Here is a 15,947-nt window from a genome sequence, read left to right on the forward strand (position 1 = left end):
GTTTTTATACTATGATGAATTTAAGTAGTAATTAAAACTGAGGACAAGCTGATGTATACGCGTTATTGCCCGCTGCTAATCACTTTTATCGCCACCTTGACCTTAACTGCATGTCAAAGCACTAGCGAACAGGCTAAATATCAGCTCGCGCCGATGAATTTACTCGACACCCAAGGCTTTAAAGTCTATGCGGTGGAATCGCAAGAAGAGATTTTTCGCCTTGACCCTGAGCTAAACGCCCATCTCGACGCGATGATGCTAAGACCGCTTGACGGTCTTTCTAAAGCGAAGCGCTTGCTCAATTTCCTAATGGATAATGGTGATGCGTCTTTGTCTTATCAATCTGGTGCTAACTTAACTGCAAGTGAGGCGTATCACAGTCAAAACGCCAACTGTTTATCCCTCTCTATTTTGGCTTATAGCATTGCGCAAAAAATGGGCTTGCAGACTCAATTCCAGCGTGTCCTTATTCCTGAATACTGGGATCAAAGCCAAGGCTATAGTTTGCTCACTGGCCACGTCAATCTTAAGGTTGTCAAAAAAAGAGAGCGCAGTAATGCTGTGGTGTCAATTCAATACAATGCTGAAGAATCATTGACCGTCGACTTTGACCCGAATAGCCGCCAACAACGATTTCGTGTGGTGCCTATCTCCAAAGAGCGCATCACCGCTATGTATTACAATAATAAAGGCGCCAAAGCACTACTCGATCACGACCTAGATAGCGCATTTAGCTACTTCAAAGCTGCAGTTGATATCGACACTAGCTACTCTGGTGCCTGGGGAAATTTAGGGGTGTTATTACGCGTCAGTAACCACTTGTCAGAAGCGGAACAAGCGTATCAATACGCCATTACGCTCGATGCCAACGATACTGCATACGGTAATTTGGCGTTACTTTACTATTTGACCAATCGTGAAGAGCTTGCCAAGCCTATCGAGGCAAGACTTGCCGCCAAACGTGACTCCAACCCCTACTATCATATCTTGCTTGGTAACGAAGCCTTCGATAACGCCGATTATTCACTTGCACTCGCGGAATATCGAAAAGCCCGCTCACTTGATAGTTCGCTACACAACAGCTATTTTGGCCTAGCTAAAACCTTTTACACCTTAGGTGATGCAGAGCAAGCGCGACATTATTTGCAATTGGCACTTAAACACGCTGACTTTGAACACGATAAATTGAAATACGACGGGAAACTCAGATTTTTAAATGCGACTGCAAAAAATTAATAGCTTGTTGCTGTGCCTCGGCTGGCCGTTATTGGTATCCGCCACCACAGTGATAGAAGATCTGCAAGCACTGACGTCCAGTGACTTCGCAGGTCGTAAAGCTGGTAGCGAAACGCCTAATCTTGCAGCTCACTATATTCATGGGCGCATGGCGACTCTCGGACTTACACCACAGTGGCAGCATTTTCGTTATAGAGTCGGGTTTAGCGAAGATAAATATGGCCACAATGTGCTCGGCCATTTACCCTGTAACCAAACTTCTTGTACTCAAGCATTGGTTATTAGCGCCCATTATGATCATTTAGGTGGCACCAACACTCGCTTCTATCCCGGAGCCAATGACAACGCCTCTGGTGTTGCTGCCTTATTGGCGCTCGCCCAAAAGCTCGCCGATCAACCCCGCCATCGCGACGTCTGGTTTTTAGCCAGTGACGCAGAAGAGGCTGGGCTTCACGGTGCTTATCATTTTTTACAAACCTATCAAGGGCCGCCGCTTGGTTTAAACATCAATCTCGATATGCTAGCAGTAGGTGCCAACAACACCTTATATTTACTGTCATCAAAAGAAACTGAACTTCAACATTTTCTCCCACAACTCAAGCATATCCCGCTTAAAGTGCGTCACACCCATTCATCTCGGCATCTTGGTCGTATGACCAAAGACGAACGTGTCGATTGGTTAAAAGCCAGTGATCACTACGCTTTTTACCGCAACGACATTGCCTTTATATATGTTGGTATGGGGAATGACAGTAAACATCATACTGTGCAGGATGACTTTGCCAGTGTCGACCAAAGCCGTTATTTAGCCGCTGTTGAGGTAGTTAAGGTACTTACAGCACATTTTGTCGGTAGCTCCCGTGTTGGTAGTTTACCAAGTACTACAAATTGACGCTTTTGCGCTTTGCTCAACTGTTTGACTTGCCATTCCAATTTCGCCGCGTCACTGCGTGTTCCGACCACCTGATTAAACACCAGTTTAAGTGGCCCTTTGCCACGCAAGTTCTTCGCGCCTGTGCCTTTTTCATGCTTATCAAAACGGGCATTGACGTCTGTGGTTATTCCTGTGTACCAAGTGCCTAAGCGAGTTTCGATAATATAAAGTGACCAAACGGGCGAATTTTCTGCTTCCACGTTAAACTTTCTCTGCTTTTCTCGGTCGAACAATTCCAAAAGAGTGATTGACCTTATGTCTGTCTACAGTATTATGCTCCCTATAAAAAATAAGGATACACAATATCATGCTGTCTTATAAATCGCTGTTGGCGGGAGTTTGCACCGCTGTTTTGATGCTCTCATTAGCTGGCTGTTCAAGCTGGGTTTACCGCATCAATATTCCTCAAGGTAACTTTCTTGAGCAATCTGATATCGATAAATTACGTGTTGATATGACCCGTGAACAGGTGCTGTTCGTCCTTGGTAACCCAGTGGCTAAAAATGCGTTTGATAACAACACTTGGCATTACAGCTATAGCTTTAATTTAGGCCGTGAATCTGAACAGCGCCAAGCCTTGGAAGTTTATTTCGAGAACGACCGCTTAAAACGCATTGCTGGCGACTTTGAAACCCCTAAAGACTTTAACATCCCGCTTGAACAGTAAAAGTCAGCAAGCTATCAGCAAAAAAGGGTCAATGACCCTTTTTTGTTATCTCTGGACGTTATCTGCACCAACTCTACAAAACAGACTTATTTTAGTGGACGACCACCGGTAATTTTATTTGCCCTACCCTCATCTTTTGCTTTTTCTGCACGACGACGACGAGCATCTTTCGGGTCTGCTATCAAAGGGCGATAAATTTCAATTCTGTCCCCTTCTTGCACCACTTGCTTACCTTTGCAGGTTCGATTCCAGATCCCAAGGCTCAGATTGGTCGGATCAATTTCTGGGCATTTTTCCAAAATGCCCGACTGCATTACCACTTGTTCAGCGCTGCTACCTTCAGGTACTTCGATATGCAGACAAGTTGCTTTTTCTGGCAGTGCAAACACCACTTCAACCTTAATCATCCCCGAACCCCATAGACATTCTTTGCTCGTTGTGTAAATGCGGCAACCATGTTTTTTGCCACTTCATTAAACACTTTACCAAATGCCAGCTCAATCAATTTACTAGCAAATTCAAACTCAAGGCGTAATGACACTTTACAAGCTTGTTCATCGAGCGCCGTAAATTGCCATTGGCCAGTGAGAAATTTAAATGGCCCGTCCACCAGCTTCATTGATACTGTTTTGCCCGCAATTAACTGATTTTCTGTGGTAAACCACTTAGTTATACCTGCCTTTGAGATTTCTAGGCTAGCAGTCATAATATCACCATCTTGCGTGAGGATTTTTGCACCAGAGCAATTGGGCAAAAATTGCGGATACGCGGCAACATCATTAACTAGTGCGAACATTTCTTCACTGCTATACATTACTAACGCACTTTTTTCTATTTGTGGCATAGTTACTCCAAACGCTTTGCGTTATTCTATCAGCCTTTTAGGACATTTGACCAAAAGAAATCGGCACTTAGCCAAGTGACATGGCTGAAAACCCAGCAAAGCTCGTGGCACTTAGTCATCTCCAAAGTGCTCGCGCTTGAATTTTCGCAATGTCAGCCTCATATTGGCAAAGTTACAGCTGAGGTTCATGTGCTTCTTATTTATTAATATTTTTCGGCCCACCGCTTTAAAAGCGCTGTCATGTCTTTCGCTTTATAGGTAAACTACGCCATTATGACAAAGAAAAAATCACCTAAATCAACCAGCAATACCATCGCGTTAAACAAAAAAGCGCGTCATGAGTATTCATTGCATGACAAATTCGAAGCCGGTATGGAATTACAAGGCTGGGAAGTTAAAAGTATCCGTGCAGGCAAGGTAAACATTTCAGATACTTACATCCATTTGAAGGATGGTGAGGCGTTTTTACTCGGCAGTCAAATTCAACCGCTCAATAGTGCTTCAACTCATGTGGTTTGTGACCCAATGCGTTATCGCAGGTTACTACTATCAAGAAGGGAGCTAGACAGACTGGTCGGTGCGGTAGAGCGTGAAGGTTTCTCTTTAATTGCCACCGCTATGTACTGGAAAAAATGTTGGGTAAAATTAGAGTTTTACCTCGCCAAAGGGAAAAAGCTCCACGACAAGCGTGCTGATATTAAAGAACGCGATTGGGCGCGTGACAAAGACCGCCTCATGAAGCACCAAGCTAAATAGTCTCCTATCTTTTCATAAATGAAGCAGAACTCCTTAGGACTCTGCTTTATTTTTGCCATAAATATGTCAAAACTGCCAAAAAGCGTTACAACATATTTCAAATTGCATTTTATCGCGTATTTTGCGCACTTTAACGCAACGTTTAAGCTACAGCTTTTACTTTTTTGCTAGCAGTTACTGCGCTACTCAGTAAACTTAGGACATAGCTTTATTATTCGGATGTTGTCATGAATTTAACCAAAGGCGCCCTGAAAAACCCAGCTGGGGTTTTAGTCATTTTGGTACTCATTGTGTTGTTTGGTACATTAAGTATTTTTAAGCTGCCCATCCAACTTACACCTGATATTGAACAACCGCAGATCTCCATTATTTCCGGTTGGCGCCAAGCCGCCCCTGAAGAAATGGAATCTATGATCATTGAACCGCTAGAAAATGCGGTAAAAAATACTCCCGGAGCGCTTGAGGTAAATACCCAAATTAGCCAAGGGTTTGGTTCAATTAACCTGACCTTTGCAGTGGGCACCGACATGCAACAAGCGATGTTGGATGTGCTAACCAATCTTAATCAAGCCCCCCCGTTGCCGTTAGATGCACTCGACCCAATCGTAACTGCAGGTGGTAATGGTCAACCCGGCGCAGGAGGTCCAAGTATCGCGACCTTATTGGTGGTGCCGCTTAGCTATGGCGAACACACAGATATGGCGCAATATCAAAAAGCCATCGACGATTTAGTTGAACCTAGATTGGCTCGCATAGCTGGGATTTCGCGAGTAAATCTAGCCAGCGAACGGCCAAAAGAACTTAGAGTCACCTTTAACCCGCATAAAGCCGCGGCACTTGGCATCAGTATTGGCGATATTCGCCGGACATTATCCGCCGCTAACGATACCTCAGGTGGTATTGCTGATGTTGGACGGCGCCAATATACCGTGCGGTTTACCGGCAAATATAATGTGCAAAACTTAGCGCAAATGCGCATCGGCTACTCCGGCGATAGACCAATTTACTTAGGTGATGTGGCTGTGGTGGAAGAAACCACCACAGATAGACGCGCCTTTTCACTACGTAACGGTAAACCTGCCTACTACATCACACTTTCGCGTACTAACGAAGCGAACACCGTTGCGGTGTTAGATGAGCTCAACGCAGCGCTCAGAGAGTTAAATGAAGGTGCTCTCAAGGATGCGGGCTTATCTATTGAACTCAGCTACGACGCTTCCGTCCACATTCGCAATGCTTTGCAATTGGTAAAAAGTAACCTAGGCCTTGGGGTGCTATTGGCGTGCAGTATTTTATGGTTGTTCTTTCGAGGTTGGCGCACTACGCTTTTTATCGCCGCGACGATCCCCGTGTCATTGATGGTGGCATTTTTAACCCTTGCGGTATTTGAACGTAGTCTCAACGTGGTGTCGCTGGCAGGTCTTGCCTTTGCAGTGGGTTTAGTGCTCGACGCGGCAATTATTGTGCAAGAGAACATCACCCGGTTAAAAGACGAAGGCATGGCAAACAATAAAGCTGCCCTGCGCGGTGCAACTCAAGTGGCGGGCGCCTTGTTTGCTTCGACTGCAACCAGCGTCGCGATATTTTTGCCAATTTTATTTATGGCCGGCATTGAAGGTCAGTTGTTTTCAGATTTAGCCCTCACTTTATCGATTGCCGTGGTTGCATCACTGGTCAGCGCCGTGACCTTAATCCCCATTGCTAATCGCTATTGGCCGGAGTCATGTCAGCAAGACCCATATGCAAGTTACTGGGTCAAACTCACCAATACCGTGATGAAAGCCACCAATACTCGAGTCAAACAATGGAGCTGGATTGCCGCTTTACTTGGTAGCTCAGCCCTCGTAACGATGACACTATTGCCACAAACCGACTTTATGCCAAGAGCACCAACTGACGGCTTTTTCTATAGCCTAGTCACACCACCTGGGGGCAATATCGGGTATATGGAAGATGAATTGGCAAATCGCGTAAATGAACGCCTATTGCCCTATTATCGTAAGGAGAAAGAGCCTTATATCAAAGACTTCAACTTCTATGTGTTCGGTTCAAATGCCGGTGGTTTTATTTACTCAGCCGATCCACAACGGGTTGAGGAATTAATGAAAGTCGCGCGCGAAGAGATTTTTACTGACTTGCCGGATACCCAAGTATTTTTATTCCGTGGTTCGATGATCCAAGTCGCCAATGGCGGTGATGGCCGCACCATCAATTTAGACTTGAGCGGCCCGGATATGACGGTGTTACTTGAAACCGCTAAACTTGCGCTGCAAGCGGTTAAAAAGGCCATGCCAGAAGCGACTGCGCAGCCGCAACCTAGCCTTGATTTGTCTGAGCCTGAGCTGCGCTTACACCCTAACGACCGCCGCATCACCCAAGCTGGCATTACCCGCTTAGAAGTAGCGCAAGCAGTACAAGCCTTTACCAGTGGCTTGTTTATCAGCGAATACTTTAACGGTAATGAGCGTATGAATGTTATTTTGCGCGCAGAGCAATGGCAAACACCGGAAGAGCTCGCAGAGTTGCCGATTACTACACCTATGGCCGGTATTCAGACTTTAGGAGAGTTGACCCACATAGAGCGTACCGTAGGGCCAACTGAGCTAAGACGCATTAACGGCAACCGTACCGTCAGTGTATTAATAACGCCCCCTGCCGATATGAGCCTACAGCAAGCGCAACAAATTCTGCAAACGCAAGTTCTGCCTGAAGTACGTGCCGCTCTCCCAACTGATGCCAGTGCTATCCTTGCTGGTAATGCGCAGAAAATGGACTCCGCAGTGCAAGAAATGGCGATTAATTTCGCTTTAGCGCTGTTTATTCTCTTTTTGCTGATGACTGCGTTGTTTAAATCCGCTAAAGACAGCGCCTTAGTGCTGTTAGTGATGCCAATGGCCGTTGCGGGTGGCGTTTTAGCCTTATGGCTGTTGAATTTGTTCACTTTCCAATCGCTCGATTTACTCACCATGATAGGCTTTATCATTTTGCTCGGCTTAGTGGTCAATAACGCGATTTTGCTGGTTGACCAAACCCGCGCCAGTGAGCGCGAAGGTGTACCACGCCAAGCGGCGGTACGTCAGGCGGTGCTGATTCGTGCCCGTCCAGTTTACTTAAGTACCCTCACCAGCTTGTTTGGCATGTTGCCACTGATGCTGATGCCGGGGGTTGGCTCTGAGATTTATCGCGGCCTTGCCACCGTGATTGTGGGTGGCATGGCGATTAGCGCCGTCTTCACCCTCTTTTTAATGCCAAGCCTGCTGTTACTCGGTAAACACCCAAGACCGCAGGCTAAAGCTGAAGAACGCAAACCGCAACTGAATCTTGTTGCTAATCAGTAGGAGTTAATATGTTAAACAAGATCCATCCGCTCGTTTTTATCGCGTTTGCAGTGACAACCCCAACCGCCTTTGCAGCGCAGCCCGTAAAGGTTGAAGCTATTCAAGCCGCTTCGCTGCAAAAAGAATTGGAAATTCATGGTACTTTGCATGGCAAAGGCGATGTCGAACTGGCTGCTGGCACAGGCGGTCATCTACAGATGATCAAAGCCCCCGGTGAGTCCGCCAAAAAAGGCGAATTAATCGCCCAAGTCGATGTATTACCGCTTGAAATTGAGCGGGCACAACATCAAGAAAGCTTAAATCGGGCCAAAATTAACTTGCGTTACTACGAGCAGGAATCCGCTCGCTTACAAGCCTTGGCAAAATCCAATAGTGCGGCAGCCTCACAAGTAGACTTAGTTAATAATCAACGGGATTTAGCCAAGTCAGATATCGCCATGGCTGAGCTGAAAATTCGCCAAGTCGACGACACCATAGCTCGAGCGAGCTTACGAGCACCGTTTAATGGTGTGATAAGCGAGCGTTTTAAAATGCCAAATAGCGAAGTGAATCGCGCTGACCGCTTACTGCGCTTTGTGGATATTCATAACCTTGAAGTGCGTGTGTACGTGCCGATGAAATACTTAGGTTATGTCTCTGTCGGTGACAAGTTAAACGTTAAAGGCGCCGATAATCAGCTCCTTAAACGTGCCGAAGCTGTGGTTGATGCGGTGATCCCAGCCAGCGACACTCGTTCGCAAACCTTCGAAGTGCGCGCGAAATTAATAAACTCGGAACAAGTATGGGCAAGTGGCCAGCTGGTTGACGTCACCATGCCCCTTAGTCAACAACAACCCGCTTTACTGGTTAATCGCGACGCCTTGATCTTACGCCAGCAAGGCGTACATATAGTCAAAATTAACGCAGATAATACAGCAACCAAAATTGCGGTAAGCGTTGGCAAAGGCCAAGGCCAACTAGTAGAAGTGACGCCAACCCAACAAGATGCCCTCCTCCCCGGCGATAAAATTGCCGTGCGTGGCGCTGAACGTTTAAGCGATGGGCAAGCAGTCGAAGTACAATAGCAAAACTGGCAGGCGAGCACTCGCCTGCCACAACACATTGATATTCATCATTTAATAAAATTTAATCAGCGTGAAAAGCAGATTTCATAAAGTTTAATTGGCGCAAAGTGGGCCAACCTTGCTAAGAGTGAGTAAACAGCAAGGAGAACAACAATATGAACAAGTATTCCACTATCAAACCAATTATTCTAACGCTCAGTACAGTGGGCCTCGCCTTTTCTAGCCATACATTTGCCAGCAAAGCCGCTATCTTATTCGATGATTTCAGTTACCAGCAGTTTAGCGATGCCAAACAACACGGTTGGCTACAGCGCACCGAGACCGGACACCCAGGTGTAAAAGGTGCTACTTGGTGGGAAGAAGGTGTGAGCTTTCACCCTGACTTACTCAACCCAAGCAACCAAGTTATGCGTTTAACCTCAAAAACCGATGGTACAAGCGTTAACACCCGCCAAACCCAAATTTGCCATCAACGTAAATACTTTGAAGGTACTTACGCTGCACGCGTTAAGTTTAACGACACGCCACAATACGGTATTGATGGTGACGGTGTGGTGCAAACCTTTTACACCATTAGCCCGCTCGCCAAGCCTTTAGATAAAAACTACAGTGAAATGGATTTTGAATACTTACCAAACGGCGGCTGGGGCGAGGAAAACATGGCACTTTTTGCCACCTCTTGGGAAACCTTCCAACTGACGCCTTGGCAACCGGTCAATGCATACGACGCACGACGCGGTTCGCTACAAGGCTGGCATGTGTTAGTGCTACAAGTGGCCGATAATAAACTGAAATACTACGTCGATGGTGAACTGTTCGCAGAACATGGCGCCGATGTCTACCCAGAAGTGCCGATGTCGATTAACTTTAATCTGTGGTTCATTGGCGAACAAATAATCCAACAACCAAGCATGCGCCAGTATTACCAAGATGTCGATTGGGTTTACCACAGCCAAAACCAAGTACTAGACACCCAAGCAGTACTTAAAGAGGTCAGCGCACTACGGGCCAACAACACCGCTTTTGTGGACACCGTACCCGCTGGCAAATATGAGCCTTATTGCAGTTTGTAACTGAGCGGTTGTCGCTCAATTGACAAGATAAAATGCCGCATTACCCAGCCAAGTGTCGACCCGAGCAACCAAAATCGGGTCGTCACTTTGTTTTGCGATTGCATGGGCTTGCATAGCAAATTGTTGTGCTTGTTGGTGATCCGCAAGTTGCTTCGCTAAATCCGCTTTGGCTAACAACACCCAAATCTGATTTGCCGCTACTTGGTACTGATTAGCAATCGTTTCTGCGGCCGCTAAATATTGCCAAGCTTGACTAAAAGCAGCTTGCGCTGCCGCCACTTTCGAGAGCTCAATTAACGTTGCAGTTTGTCCGTAATTACCACTTAATTGGCTGTGGATGGCCAAAGCCGCTTGCAAATGTGCCTGCGCTAAATCGAACTGCCCCTGTAGGCGTTTTATTTTGGCCAGCTCCTCTAACGAATAAGCAATAAATACTTTGTCATCTTGTGCCACTGCCATGTTTCTTGCAGTTTCAACATGTTGCTCGGCTTGCTGGAGCTGCTCTAAATCATCAGCAAACCAATTTAACTGTAAATAGCCAAGTAACAAATGAGTGCGTAATACTTCTCGCGCGTCTTGTTTATGCGCCGTTTGTGTCTCTGCTATCCGTGCTAAGCCTTGCGTTAATACCTCAAGTGCAGCTTGAATTTCACCATTATTGGCATAACTCGCTGCCAAGTAACGGGTTGCTGCCAAAGCATCTGGGTCGGCCAAACGTGCCGATGCCAAAAGCGCAATTGCCGCGCTGAAATCGCCTTGTAGATAATGCTCAATACCACTGACCAAGGCCGCATTACTAAAGTCGCGCTGTAGTCTCGGTGGGTTTTGCGCACTGACGCTAAGCTCAAAACGGGCGGCCAAACTTTCCACTAATTGCGCAAAGCAGGCTTCAACACTGGCGCCAAACACCACGCCTCGCTCATGGGACATAGGTAAATATAAATCGTATTGCAGTTGGAAATCTTCGGGATACCCCAGCAGTTTTGTTGCCACCACCACATCGGCGGCTAAATGCTGTTTTACATCGTGGCTGTCACCTTGCGCCAAGCGCACTAAAGCATCGCCCGACAAGCGCTCCAAGCCAGATAAAACGCGCTCAGCGGGGATCACTTGCCAATAGCTAGCATGGTCGTCTTGGCTCATCGCTGCGGTGAGAAATCTTTGTCCGGCTAATGGCACCCAACTATGTAAAGAGTCAGGCACAGCGTTGCTCACGGGTAAAAATGCAATAGCAAGCGGCGCGGCTTTGTGTTGTATAGACTGCAGCCACCAACCTGCGACCAGCACAACAAGGACCAAGCTTGCCGCTAATAGATACCCTCGAGTTCGTGATGAATTCGCAGCGGCTGGCGTATGCCGCACAGTGACTGGCGCAACCCAACGATAGCCTTGGCGTGGAAAGGTTTTAATCACTTCATTGCCGAGTATGTCGCGAATTTCTTTAATCGACTGCACTAATACTTGCTCTTGTACCACAACGTCCGGCCACACCACTTCGAGCAATTGCACCTTAGTGACAACGCTGTCTCTGTGCGTCAGCAAATATGTCAATACTTGCAAAGTCTTAGCCCTTAAAGTGTGCTTATGCTCTCCATAAAGGACTATTCCTTGGGTTAAATCGATTTCAAATCCGTCACCTGAGTAATTCATATTGCTGATATTTTGTTCTTTTTGACAATATAAAAGACTTAGCTGCTAAGGTACAGTAGCAAACGAAAATCAAGGCCAGACATTCACATTGTCGGCAGTGGCGAAATCGTCACGCTGAGGATTAACCACACAGAATTTATGGCCTGTTGGCGCTTGCATGACTACCCAACGCGGGAACCGCTCCACTACGCTTGCGCCAAGTGTGCTTAAACGGGCAACTTCTGCCTCAATATTGTCCGTTTCTATATCAATATGAACACGGCTTTCATGGCTGACTTTTTGTAACAACACCTGCGGCTGACCAGCGGGTACATCTAAATGCGTATAACGACTCGCCCACTCTTCTTTGCTGACTTGATACGGCATGCCCAAAGCCTGTGGCCAAAATTGATTGGCGGTGTTGATATCATCTACTTGGCTGTCTATGACGATGGCGGCAAATCGACTACGGTGCATAATATTATCCTCCCTAAAAAGACCATAAGTTCAGTTTGATACAAAAACTGACATATTAGCTTTAGCAAGAAATCGCACCTCTGGCAAACTGGTGCGCTGCAAAGAAGGAATTTGTCTGAGAAGCAAACACGCGGCTGGTGGCCGCGTGTTAGTGGTATTTAACGGTGCTGAGGCACCAGAGTGAGGTCTAATTTTAAGATTTTTGAGCGGCGTTGGTAATTATATAAAGACTTTTTCTTCTGCGGTAAGTCTTCAACTTCCGCAAACTCAAAGCCTTGCTCTAAAAACCAATGAATGCTGCGCGTAGTCAGCGCAAATAAGGTTTTAAATTTCATTTGCTTGGCCTGATTAATCACAGTACGCAGCAGCACACTGCCACGGTCTGCATCACGGTAATGTGGATGCACCACCAAACAAGCAAACTCTCCTGCTTCCTCTTCAGGGAAAGGGTATAAAGCAGCACAACCTATTATCAAACCATCACGCTCAACAACGGTAAATTGCTCAATTTCCATCTCTAATTGTTCACGCGAGCGGCGCACCAAAAAACCTTGCTCTTCAAGTGGGCGAATGAGATCTAAAATGCCGCCAATATCCCCAATGCTAGCTCGGCGTAATTGCTCCGAACTTTGTGGCGCAATTTGTGTTCCTATGCCATCGCGCGAGAACAGCTCTTGCAGTATCGCCCCGTCTTCACAGTAGCTCACTAAGTGACAACGGTGTACGCCACCACGACAAGCATCAATTGCCGCTTGTAAGAATGCCGTTGTACTCATGCATGGCGGCACAATTTTCTTGTAGCGCTCTAAAATACGCTCGGCTTCATTTGGCATCAACTCAGCGATAACATCCCCTGCTTCGTCAACGATACCGTTTTCGTAGCAGAAACCTATCATTTTATCGGCTTTAAGTTTCAGCGCGACTTGGGTAGCAATTTCTTCCGCCGTGAGGTTAAAGCTTTCCCCTGTAACGGAAGCAGCAATTGGGCCAAGTAGTACGATACTGTTGTTGTCTAACTGGCGACGAATACCGTTTACGTCAATGCGGCGCACTCGGCCAGAGTGGCAATAATCAACCCCTTGGTCGATGCCGATCGGCTGAGCAATAACAAAATTACCACTCACGACATTTAAAAACGTGCCCGACATTGGTGTGCTGCTGAGGGATACCGACAATCTGGCAGTAATATCAAACTGCATTGCGCCTGCAACTTGTTTAATAATGCCAAACGAGGCTTCGTCGCTCACGCGCACGCCTTCGTGGTATTGGCTTTCGATATTGTTCGCAGCCAGCGCCGCATCAATTTGTGGGCGAGCACCATAAACGAGCACTATCCTGATCCCCAAACTGTTTAACAAAGCCACATCGTTAATGATACTTCGGTAACCAGGCTGATTAACGGCTTCTCCACCTAACATGACAACAAAGGTTTTACCCCGGTGAGCATTCACATAAGGGGTAGATTGGCGAAATCCATCAACAAGTTCAGTTGTGCGCACTCGTTTTGCTTCCTCACAAATTAAAATTAAGACACCTAAGCGATAAGGGATCGAAGTCTAAAGAATTTATATTCACAAATAAAGCATTTTTATGCTTAAATGTGAAATTTTTTCACGTCTTTTCCTTACTCACTCACACATTAGGGATCCTCACGCTTGTACCATTGAGCTTAAACTCAAACTATGACAAATAAGTGTAGACGTAAATCGCCAAAACTTGAGCGCTAGACACCAAAAATTAGGATAAAAATGCAGCAGCAACTAGGGCTATCGTCGCTCGCCTAAAGAAAGGATAAAATGATGGTCGGCGTAGCTTTTACCGCCAATTTGATACGCATTGGGCACCACGGGCCCAGTTTTAAATCCGCATTTTTCTAATACCCGCATTGAGCCGATATTCCCTTCGGTCACTACCGCGGTATAGTTGGCAATACCATGCTGTTGCCAAGCCCAATCAATTACAGCCTGCAAGCATTCCGTTGCGTAACCCTTGCCATGGCTTACTGGTAACAGCAAATATCCTACTTCAGCCTGTGTGCGCAAAGAGCAGGTAAAGCCTGTCACACCAAGTAGTTCACCGCTTTGTTTGTCACGAATGGTTAAACACAGAGGGGTTTCACTGTCAGGCTGCCACGGTATTAAGCGCTCGGTAAATTTAGCTCTCACTTCCAGTTCAGAAGGCGGGTCGAAACACAGCTTTGTCACTTCAGGCAATTGGTGTAACTGCAAAAACAGCGGCCAATCTGACTCCGTCAGCGGCGCTAGCTGCAATCTTGTGGTTTCTATCATCTGGTACACTCCTTATTGGGCTGCCAATCATTGACCAAAAAATATAACTACCTTGCTCAACCATAATTTGCAAGCATTTTGCAAGCATGTAGTGGTGAACTGTTCGCCAAAGAATTGTGATAATTTTGTGATAACTTGGTGCTCTTTTCGCGACTTTTGCCCGCCACACTGCAATGGACCAAATCAAATGTTAAGGGCAAATAATGAAAACGAAACTCCACTCTTGTTACCTCGCTGTTGGCCTTGTTGTAAGCATGTCAAGCCATGCCGCCGAGCTTGAAATCACATTGACCAATCTCACTCATGGGGTCTACTTCACGCCGCTTATTATTGCGGCACATAACCAAGACGCACACCTCTATCAACTCGGTGAGCCAGCCTCCTTAGCATTACAAGCGATGGCGGAAGGTGGTGACATTGCCCCTTTGCAAGCTGAGCTACAAGCGCAAAATAGCAATATCGTAATGAACCCTGCAGTAGGTTTGCTGGCACCATCAAAGTCGACTAGTGCAATGCTGATGACTGACAGCACTAATCAATACTTGTCGTTAACCGCCATGTTATTACCAACCAATGATGGGTTTGTTGGATTATCGGCGTGGCCTATTCCGACCACAGCAGGTACATATCATATTTATCTCGATGGCTATGATGCCGGCACGGAAGCCAATAATGAGTTGGTTGTTGCTGGTTCTGGGGCGTCAGGCATGCTCGGCATTCCAGCTTCACCAGGAATGGAGCCGGGTAGCAACGGCACAGGGGTAACCAGTAGCGAAAGCAACAAAACCGTGCATGTTCATCGCGGCAATGTTGGTGATAACGACCCCCAAGGTGGCGCAAGCGACTTACACAATACCGTACATCGCTGGTTAAATCCGGTTGCCAAACTCACTGTCGTGGTGAAATAGGAGGCGTTATGAAATCTTGCTCTTTATTGGCAGGCGCTGCTGTCTTGTTGCTATGCGCCTGTGGCGACAATGACAATATGCAAACCACCCCAGTTACTCCGCCCCCCCCTCCTGTTGAGATGAAGGAATATCAATTCAGTATCAAAGTCATAAACCTAACCGAGGCACAACCTATGTCGCCTATTGCGTTGGCTCTACATCAAGCTGGGCAGTGGTGGCAATTAGGTATGCCTGCAAGTATTGCACTGGAGCAAATGGCTGAAGGTGGCGATAACTCAGCGCTACTTGCAATGCCGGAATTTGCCATCCAAGCCAGTGCCTCTAGCCCTTTACCTCCTGGCGAAACACAGGAATTTACACTGACCAGTGAGTCACTAGAGAACATGAAGTTGTCTCTTGTGACCATGATGGTGAATAGTAATGACGGCTTTACCGGTCTTAATAATCTTGATGTGTCTGATTTTACACTAGGCGATATGCGTCGTTTATACAGTGTGGCTTATGACGCTGGCACGGAAGCCAATAGTGAAGACTCTGGCACCATTCCCGGACCTGCGGATGGCGGCGAAGGGTTTAATAGCGAGCGCGACGACATTAATGTGGTCACGATGCATGCTGGAGTGGTCGGCCGTGACGATGGCTTACCACTTTCGGTGCTTTCGAGTGTGCATAAATTTGATAACCCGTTACTTGCAATCACAGTGACAAGAACTAAATAAAGCTGGCACCTCAC

General features: G+C 46.7%; 16 protein-coding genes. 9 read left to right on the forward strand and 7 right to left on the reverse strand.

Annotated elements, in window-relative coordinates; translation table 11 throughout:
* Window positions 1-51 precede the first annotated feature (51 nt).
* Window positions 52-1,236: a tetratricopeptide repeat protein gene (locus tag ACFOEE_RS06960; protein ID WP_377122473.1), complete on the forward strand. Its 1,185-nt coding sequence runs from the start codon at window positions 52-54 to the stop codon at window positions 1,234-1,236.
* Window positions 1,217-2,128, forward strand: coding sequence for a M28 family peptidase (locus ACFOEE_RS06965; protein ID WP_377122476.1), 912 nt, complete (start codon window positions 1,217-1,219; stop codon window positions 2,126-2,128). The genes ACFOEE_RS06960 and ACFOEE_RS06965 overlap by 20 nt, the downstream gene beginning before the upstream one ends.
* On the opposite strand, the gene ACFOEE_RS06970 is transcribed toward ACFOEE_RS06965, so the two are convergent.
* Window positions 2,038-2,370, reverse strand: coding sequence for a GIY-YIG nuclease family protein (locus tag ACFOEE_RS06970; RefSeq protein ID WP_377122479.1), 333 nt, complete (start codon window positions 2,368-2,370; stop codon window positions 2,038-2,040). The two genes, ACFOEE_RS06965 and ACFOEE_RS06970, sit on opposite strands and share 91 nt — an antisense overlap.
* A 107-nt stretch (window positions 2,371-2,477) precedes the next feature.
* On the opposite strand from ACFOEE_RS06970, the gene ACFOEE_RS06975 reads away from it, so the two are divergent.
* Window positions 2,478-2,837, forward strand: a complete 360-nt coding sequence (locus ACFOEE_RS06975) for an outer membrane protein assembly factor BamE (protein WP_377122482.1) — start codon at window positions 2,478-2,480, stop codon at window positions 2,835-2,837.
* Window positions 2,838-2,923: 86 nt separating this feature from the next.
* On the opposite strand, the gene ACFOEE_RS06980 is transcribed toward ACFOEE_RS06975, so the two are convergent.
* A complete protein-coding gene (locus ACFOEE_RS06980; protein WP_377122485.1) occupies window positions 2,924-3,244 on the reverse strand; it encodes an RnfH family protein in 321 nt (106 codons plus the stop codon).
* Complete coding sequence (locus ACFOEE_RS06985) at window positions 3,241-3,681, reverse strand: type II toxin-antitoxin system RatA family toxin (protein WP_377122488.1); 441 nt, start codon at window positions 3,679-3,681, stop codon at window positions 3,241-3,243. Before ACFOEE_RS06985 ends, ACFOEE_RS06980 begins: the two co-directional genes overlap by 4 nt.
* Before the next feature lie 273 nt (window positions 3,682-3,954).
* On the opposite strand from ACFOEE_RS06985, the gene smpB reads away from it, so the two are divergent.
* The 4 genes from smpB (at window position 3,955) to ACFOEE_RS07005 (ending at window position 9,912) form a co-directional block, all read left to right on the forward strand.
* The gene (smpB, locus tag ACFOEE_RS06990) at window positions 3,955-4,437 is read left to right on the forward strand and encodes an SsrA-binding protein SmpB (protein WP_377122491.1); all 483 of its coding nucleotides are present in this window, start codon (window positions 3,955-3,957) and stop codon (window positions 4,435-4,437) included.
* 227 nt (window positions 4,438-4,664) lie between these two features.
* Complete coding sequence (locus ACFOEE_RS06995; protein ID WP_377122494.1) at window positions 4,665-7,775, forward strand: efflux RND transporter permease subunit; 3,111 nt, start codon at window positions 4,665-4,667, stop codon at window positions 7,773-7,775.
* An 8-nt stretch (window positions 7,776-7,783) separates the two neighbouring features.
* A complete protein-coding gene (locus ACFOEE_RS07000; RefSeq protein WP_377122497.1) occupies window positions 7,784-8,839 on the forward strand; it encodes an efflux RND transporter periplasmic adaptor subunit in 1,056 nt (351 codons plus the stop codon).
* A gap of 155 nt (window positions 8,840-8,994) precedes the next feature.
* Window positions 8,995-9,912: a glycoside hydrolase family 16 protein gene (locus ACFOEE_RS07005; protein WP_377122500.1), complete on the forward strand. Its 918-nt coding sequence runs from the start codon at window positions 8,995-8,997 to the stop codon at window positions 9,910-9,912.
* A 15-nt stretch (window positions 9,913-9,927) separates the two neighbouring features.
* On the opposite strand, the gene ACFOEE_RS07010 is transcribed toward ACFOEE_RS07005, so the two are convergent.
* From ACFOEE_RS07010 to ACFOEE_RS07025, 4 genes are all read right to left on the reverse strand, one after another.
* A complete protein-coding gene (locus ACFOEE_RS07010; protein WP_377122503.1) occupies window positions 9,928-11,562 on the reverse strand; it encodes a winged helix-turn-helix domain-containing protein in 1,635 nt (544 codons plus the stop codon).
* A gap of 69 nt (window positions 11,563-11,631) precedes the next feature.
* On the reverse strand, window positions 11,632-12,018 hold the full coding sequence (locus tag ACFOEE_RS07015; RefSeq protein ID WP_377122506.1) for a VOC family protein: 387 nt from the start codon (window positions 12,016-12,018) through the stop codon (window positions 11,632-11,634).
* Between the two features lie 158 nt (window positions 12,019-12,176).
* A complete protein-coding gene (gene argA, locus ACFOEE_RS07020) occupies window positions 12,177-13,517 on the reverse strand; it encodes an amino-acid N-acetyltransferase (RefSeq protein WP_377122509.1) in 1,341 nt (446 codons plus the stop codon).
* Window positions 13,518-13,784: 267 nt separating this feature from the next.
* Entirely contained in the window at window positions 13,785-14,306 is a 522-nt protein-coding gene (locus tag ACFOEE_RS07025) for a GNAT family N-acetyltransferase (protein WP_377122512.1), read from the reverse strand.
* 203 nt (window positions 14,307-14,509) lie between these two features.
* Here ACFOEE_RS07025 and ACFOEE_RS07030 point away from each other — a divergent pair, with 203 nt between their 5' ends.
* Both ACFOEE_RS07030 and ACFOEE_RS07035 read left to right on the forward strand, forming a co-directional pair.
* On the forward strand, window positions 14,510-15,214 hold the full coding sequence (locus tag ACFOEE_RS07030) for a spondin domain-containing protein (protein ID WP_377122515.1): 705 nt from the start codon (window positions 14,510-14,512) through the stop codon (window positions 15,212-15,214).
* A gap of 8 nt (window positions 15,215-15,222) precedes the next feature.
* The gene (locus ACFOEE_RS07035) at window positions 15,223-15,933 is read left to right on the forward strand and encodes a spondin domain-containing protein (protein ID WP_377122518.1); all 711 of its coding nucleotides are present in this window, start codon (window positions 15,223-15,225) and stop codon (window positions 15,931-15,933) included.
* The last annotated feature ends 14 nt before the right edge of the window (window positions 15,934-15,947 follow it).

The sequence above is a fragment of the Pseudoalteromonas fenneropenaei genome (genome assembly GCF_042643375.1).
In the GTDB taxonomy this organism is placed as follows: domain Bacteria; phylum Pseudomonadota; class Gammaproteobacteria; order Enterobacterales; family Alteromonadaceae; genus Pseudoalteromonas; species Pseudoalteromonas fenneropenaei.

Coding starts and splice junctions, on each gene's coding strand:
- ACFOEE_RS07010 (WP_377122503.1), bottom strand. CDS start 11,562: ATGAATTACTCAGGTGACGGATTTGAAATCGATTTAACCCAAGGAATA.
- ACFOEE_RS07035 (WP_377122518.1), top strand. CDS start 15,223: ATGAAATCTTGCTCTTTATTGGCAGGCGCTGCTGTCTTGTTGCTATGC.
- ACFOEE_RS07015 (WP_377122506.1), bottom strand. CDS start 12,018: ATGCACCGTAGTCGATTTGCCGCCATCGTCATAGACAGCCAAGTAGAT.
- smpB (WP_377122491.1), top strand. CDS start 3,955: ATGACAAAGAAAAAATCACCTAAATCAACCAGCAATACCATCGCGTTA.
- ACFOEE_RS06960 (WP_377122473.1), top strand. CDS start 52: ATGTATACGCGTTATTGCCCGCTGCTAATCACTTTTATCGCCACCTTG.
- ACFOEE_RS06975 (WP_377122482.1), top strand. CDS start 2,478: ATGCTGTCTTATAAATCGCTGTTGGCGGGAGTTTGCACCGCTGTTTTG.
- ACFOEE_RS07030 (WP_377122515.1), top strand. CDS start 14,510: ATGAAAACGAAACTCCACTCTTGTTACCTCGCTGTTGGCCTTGTTGTA.
- ACFOEE_RS06965 (WP_377122476.1), top strand. CDS start 1,217: ATGCGACTGCAAAAAATTAATAGCTTGTTGCTGTGCCTCGGCTGGCCG.
- ACFOEE_RS07000 (WP_377122497.1), top strand. CDS start 7,784: ATGTTAAACAAGATCCATCCGCTCGTTTTTATCGCGTTTGCAGTGACA.
- ACFOEE_RS06985 (WP_377122488.1), bottom strand. CDS start 3,681: ATGCCACAAATAGAAAAAAGTGCGTTAGTAATGTATAGCAGTGAAGAA.
- ACFOEE_RS06995 (WP_377122494.1), top strand. CDS start 4,665: ATGAATTTAACCAAAGGCGCCCTGAAAAACCCAGCTGGGGTTTTAGTC.
- ACFOEE_RS07005 (WP_377122500.1), top strand. CDS start 8,995: ATGAACAAGTATTCCACTATCAAACCAATTATTCTAACGCTCAGTACA.
- ACFOEE_RS06980 (WP_377122485.1), bottom strand. CDS start 3,244: ATGATTAAGGTTGAAGTGGTGTTTGCACTGCCAGAAAAAGCAACTTGT.
- ACFOEE_RS07025 (WP_377122512.1), bottom strand. CDS start 14,306: ATGATAGAAACCACAAGATTGCAGCTAGCGCCGCTGACGGAGTCAGAT.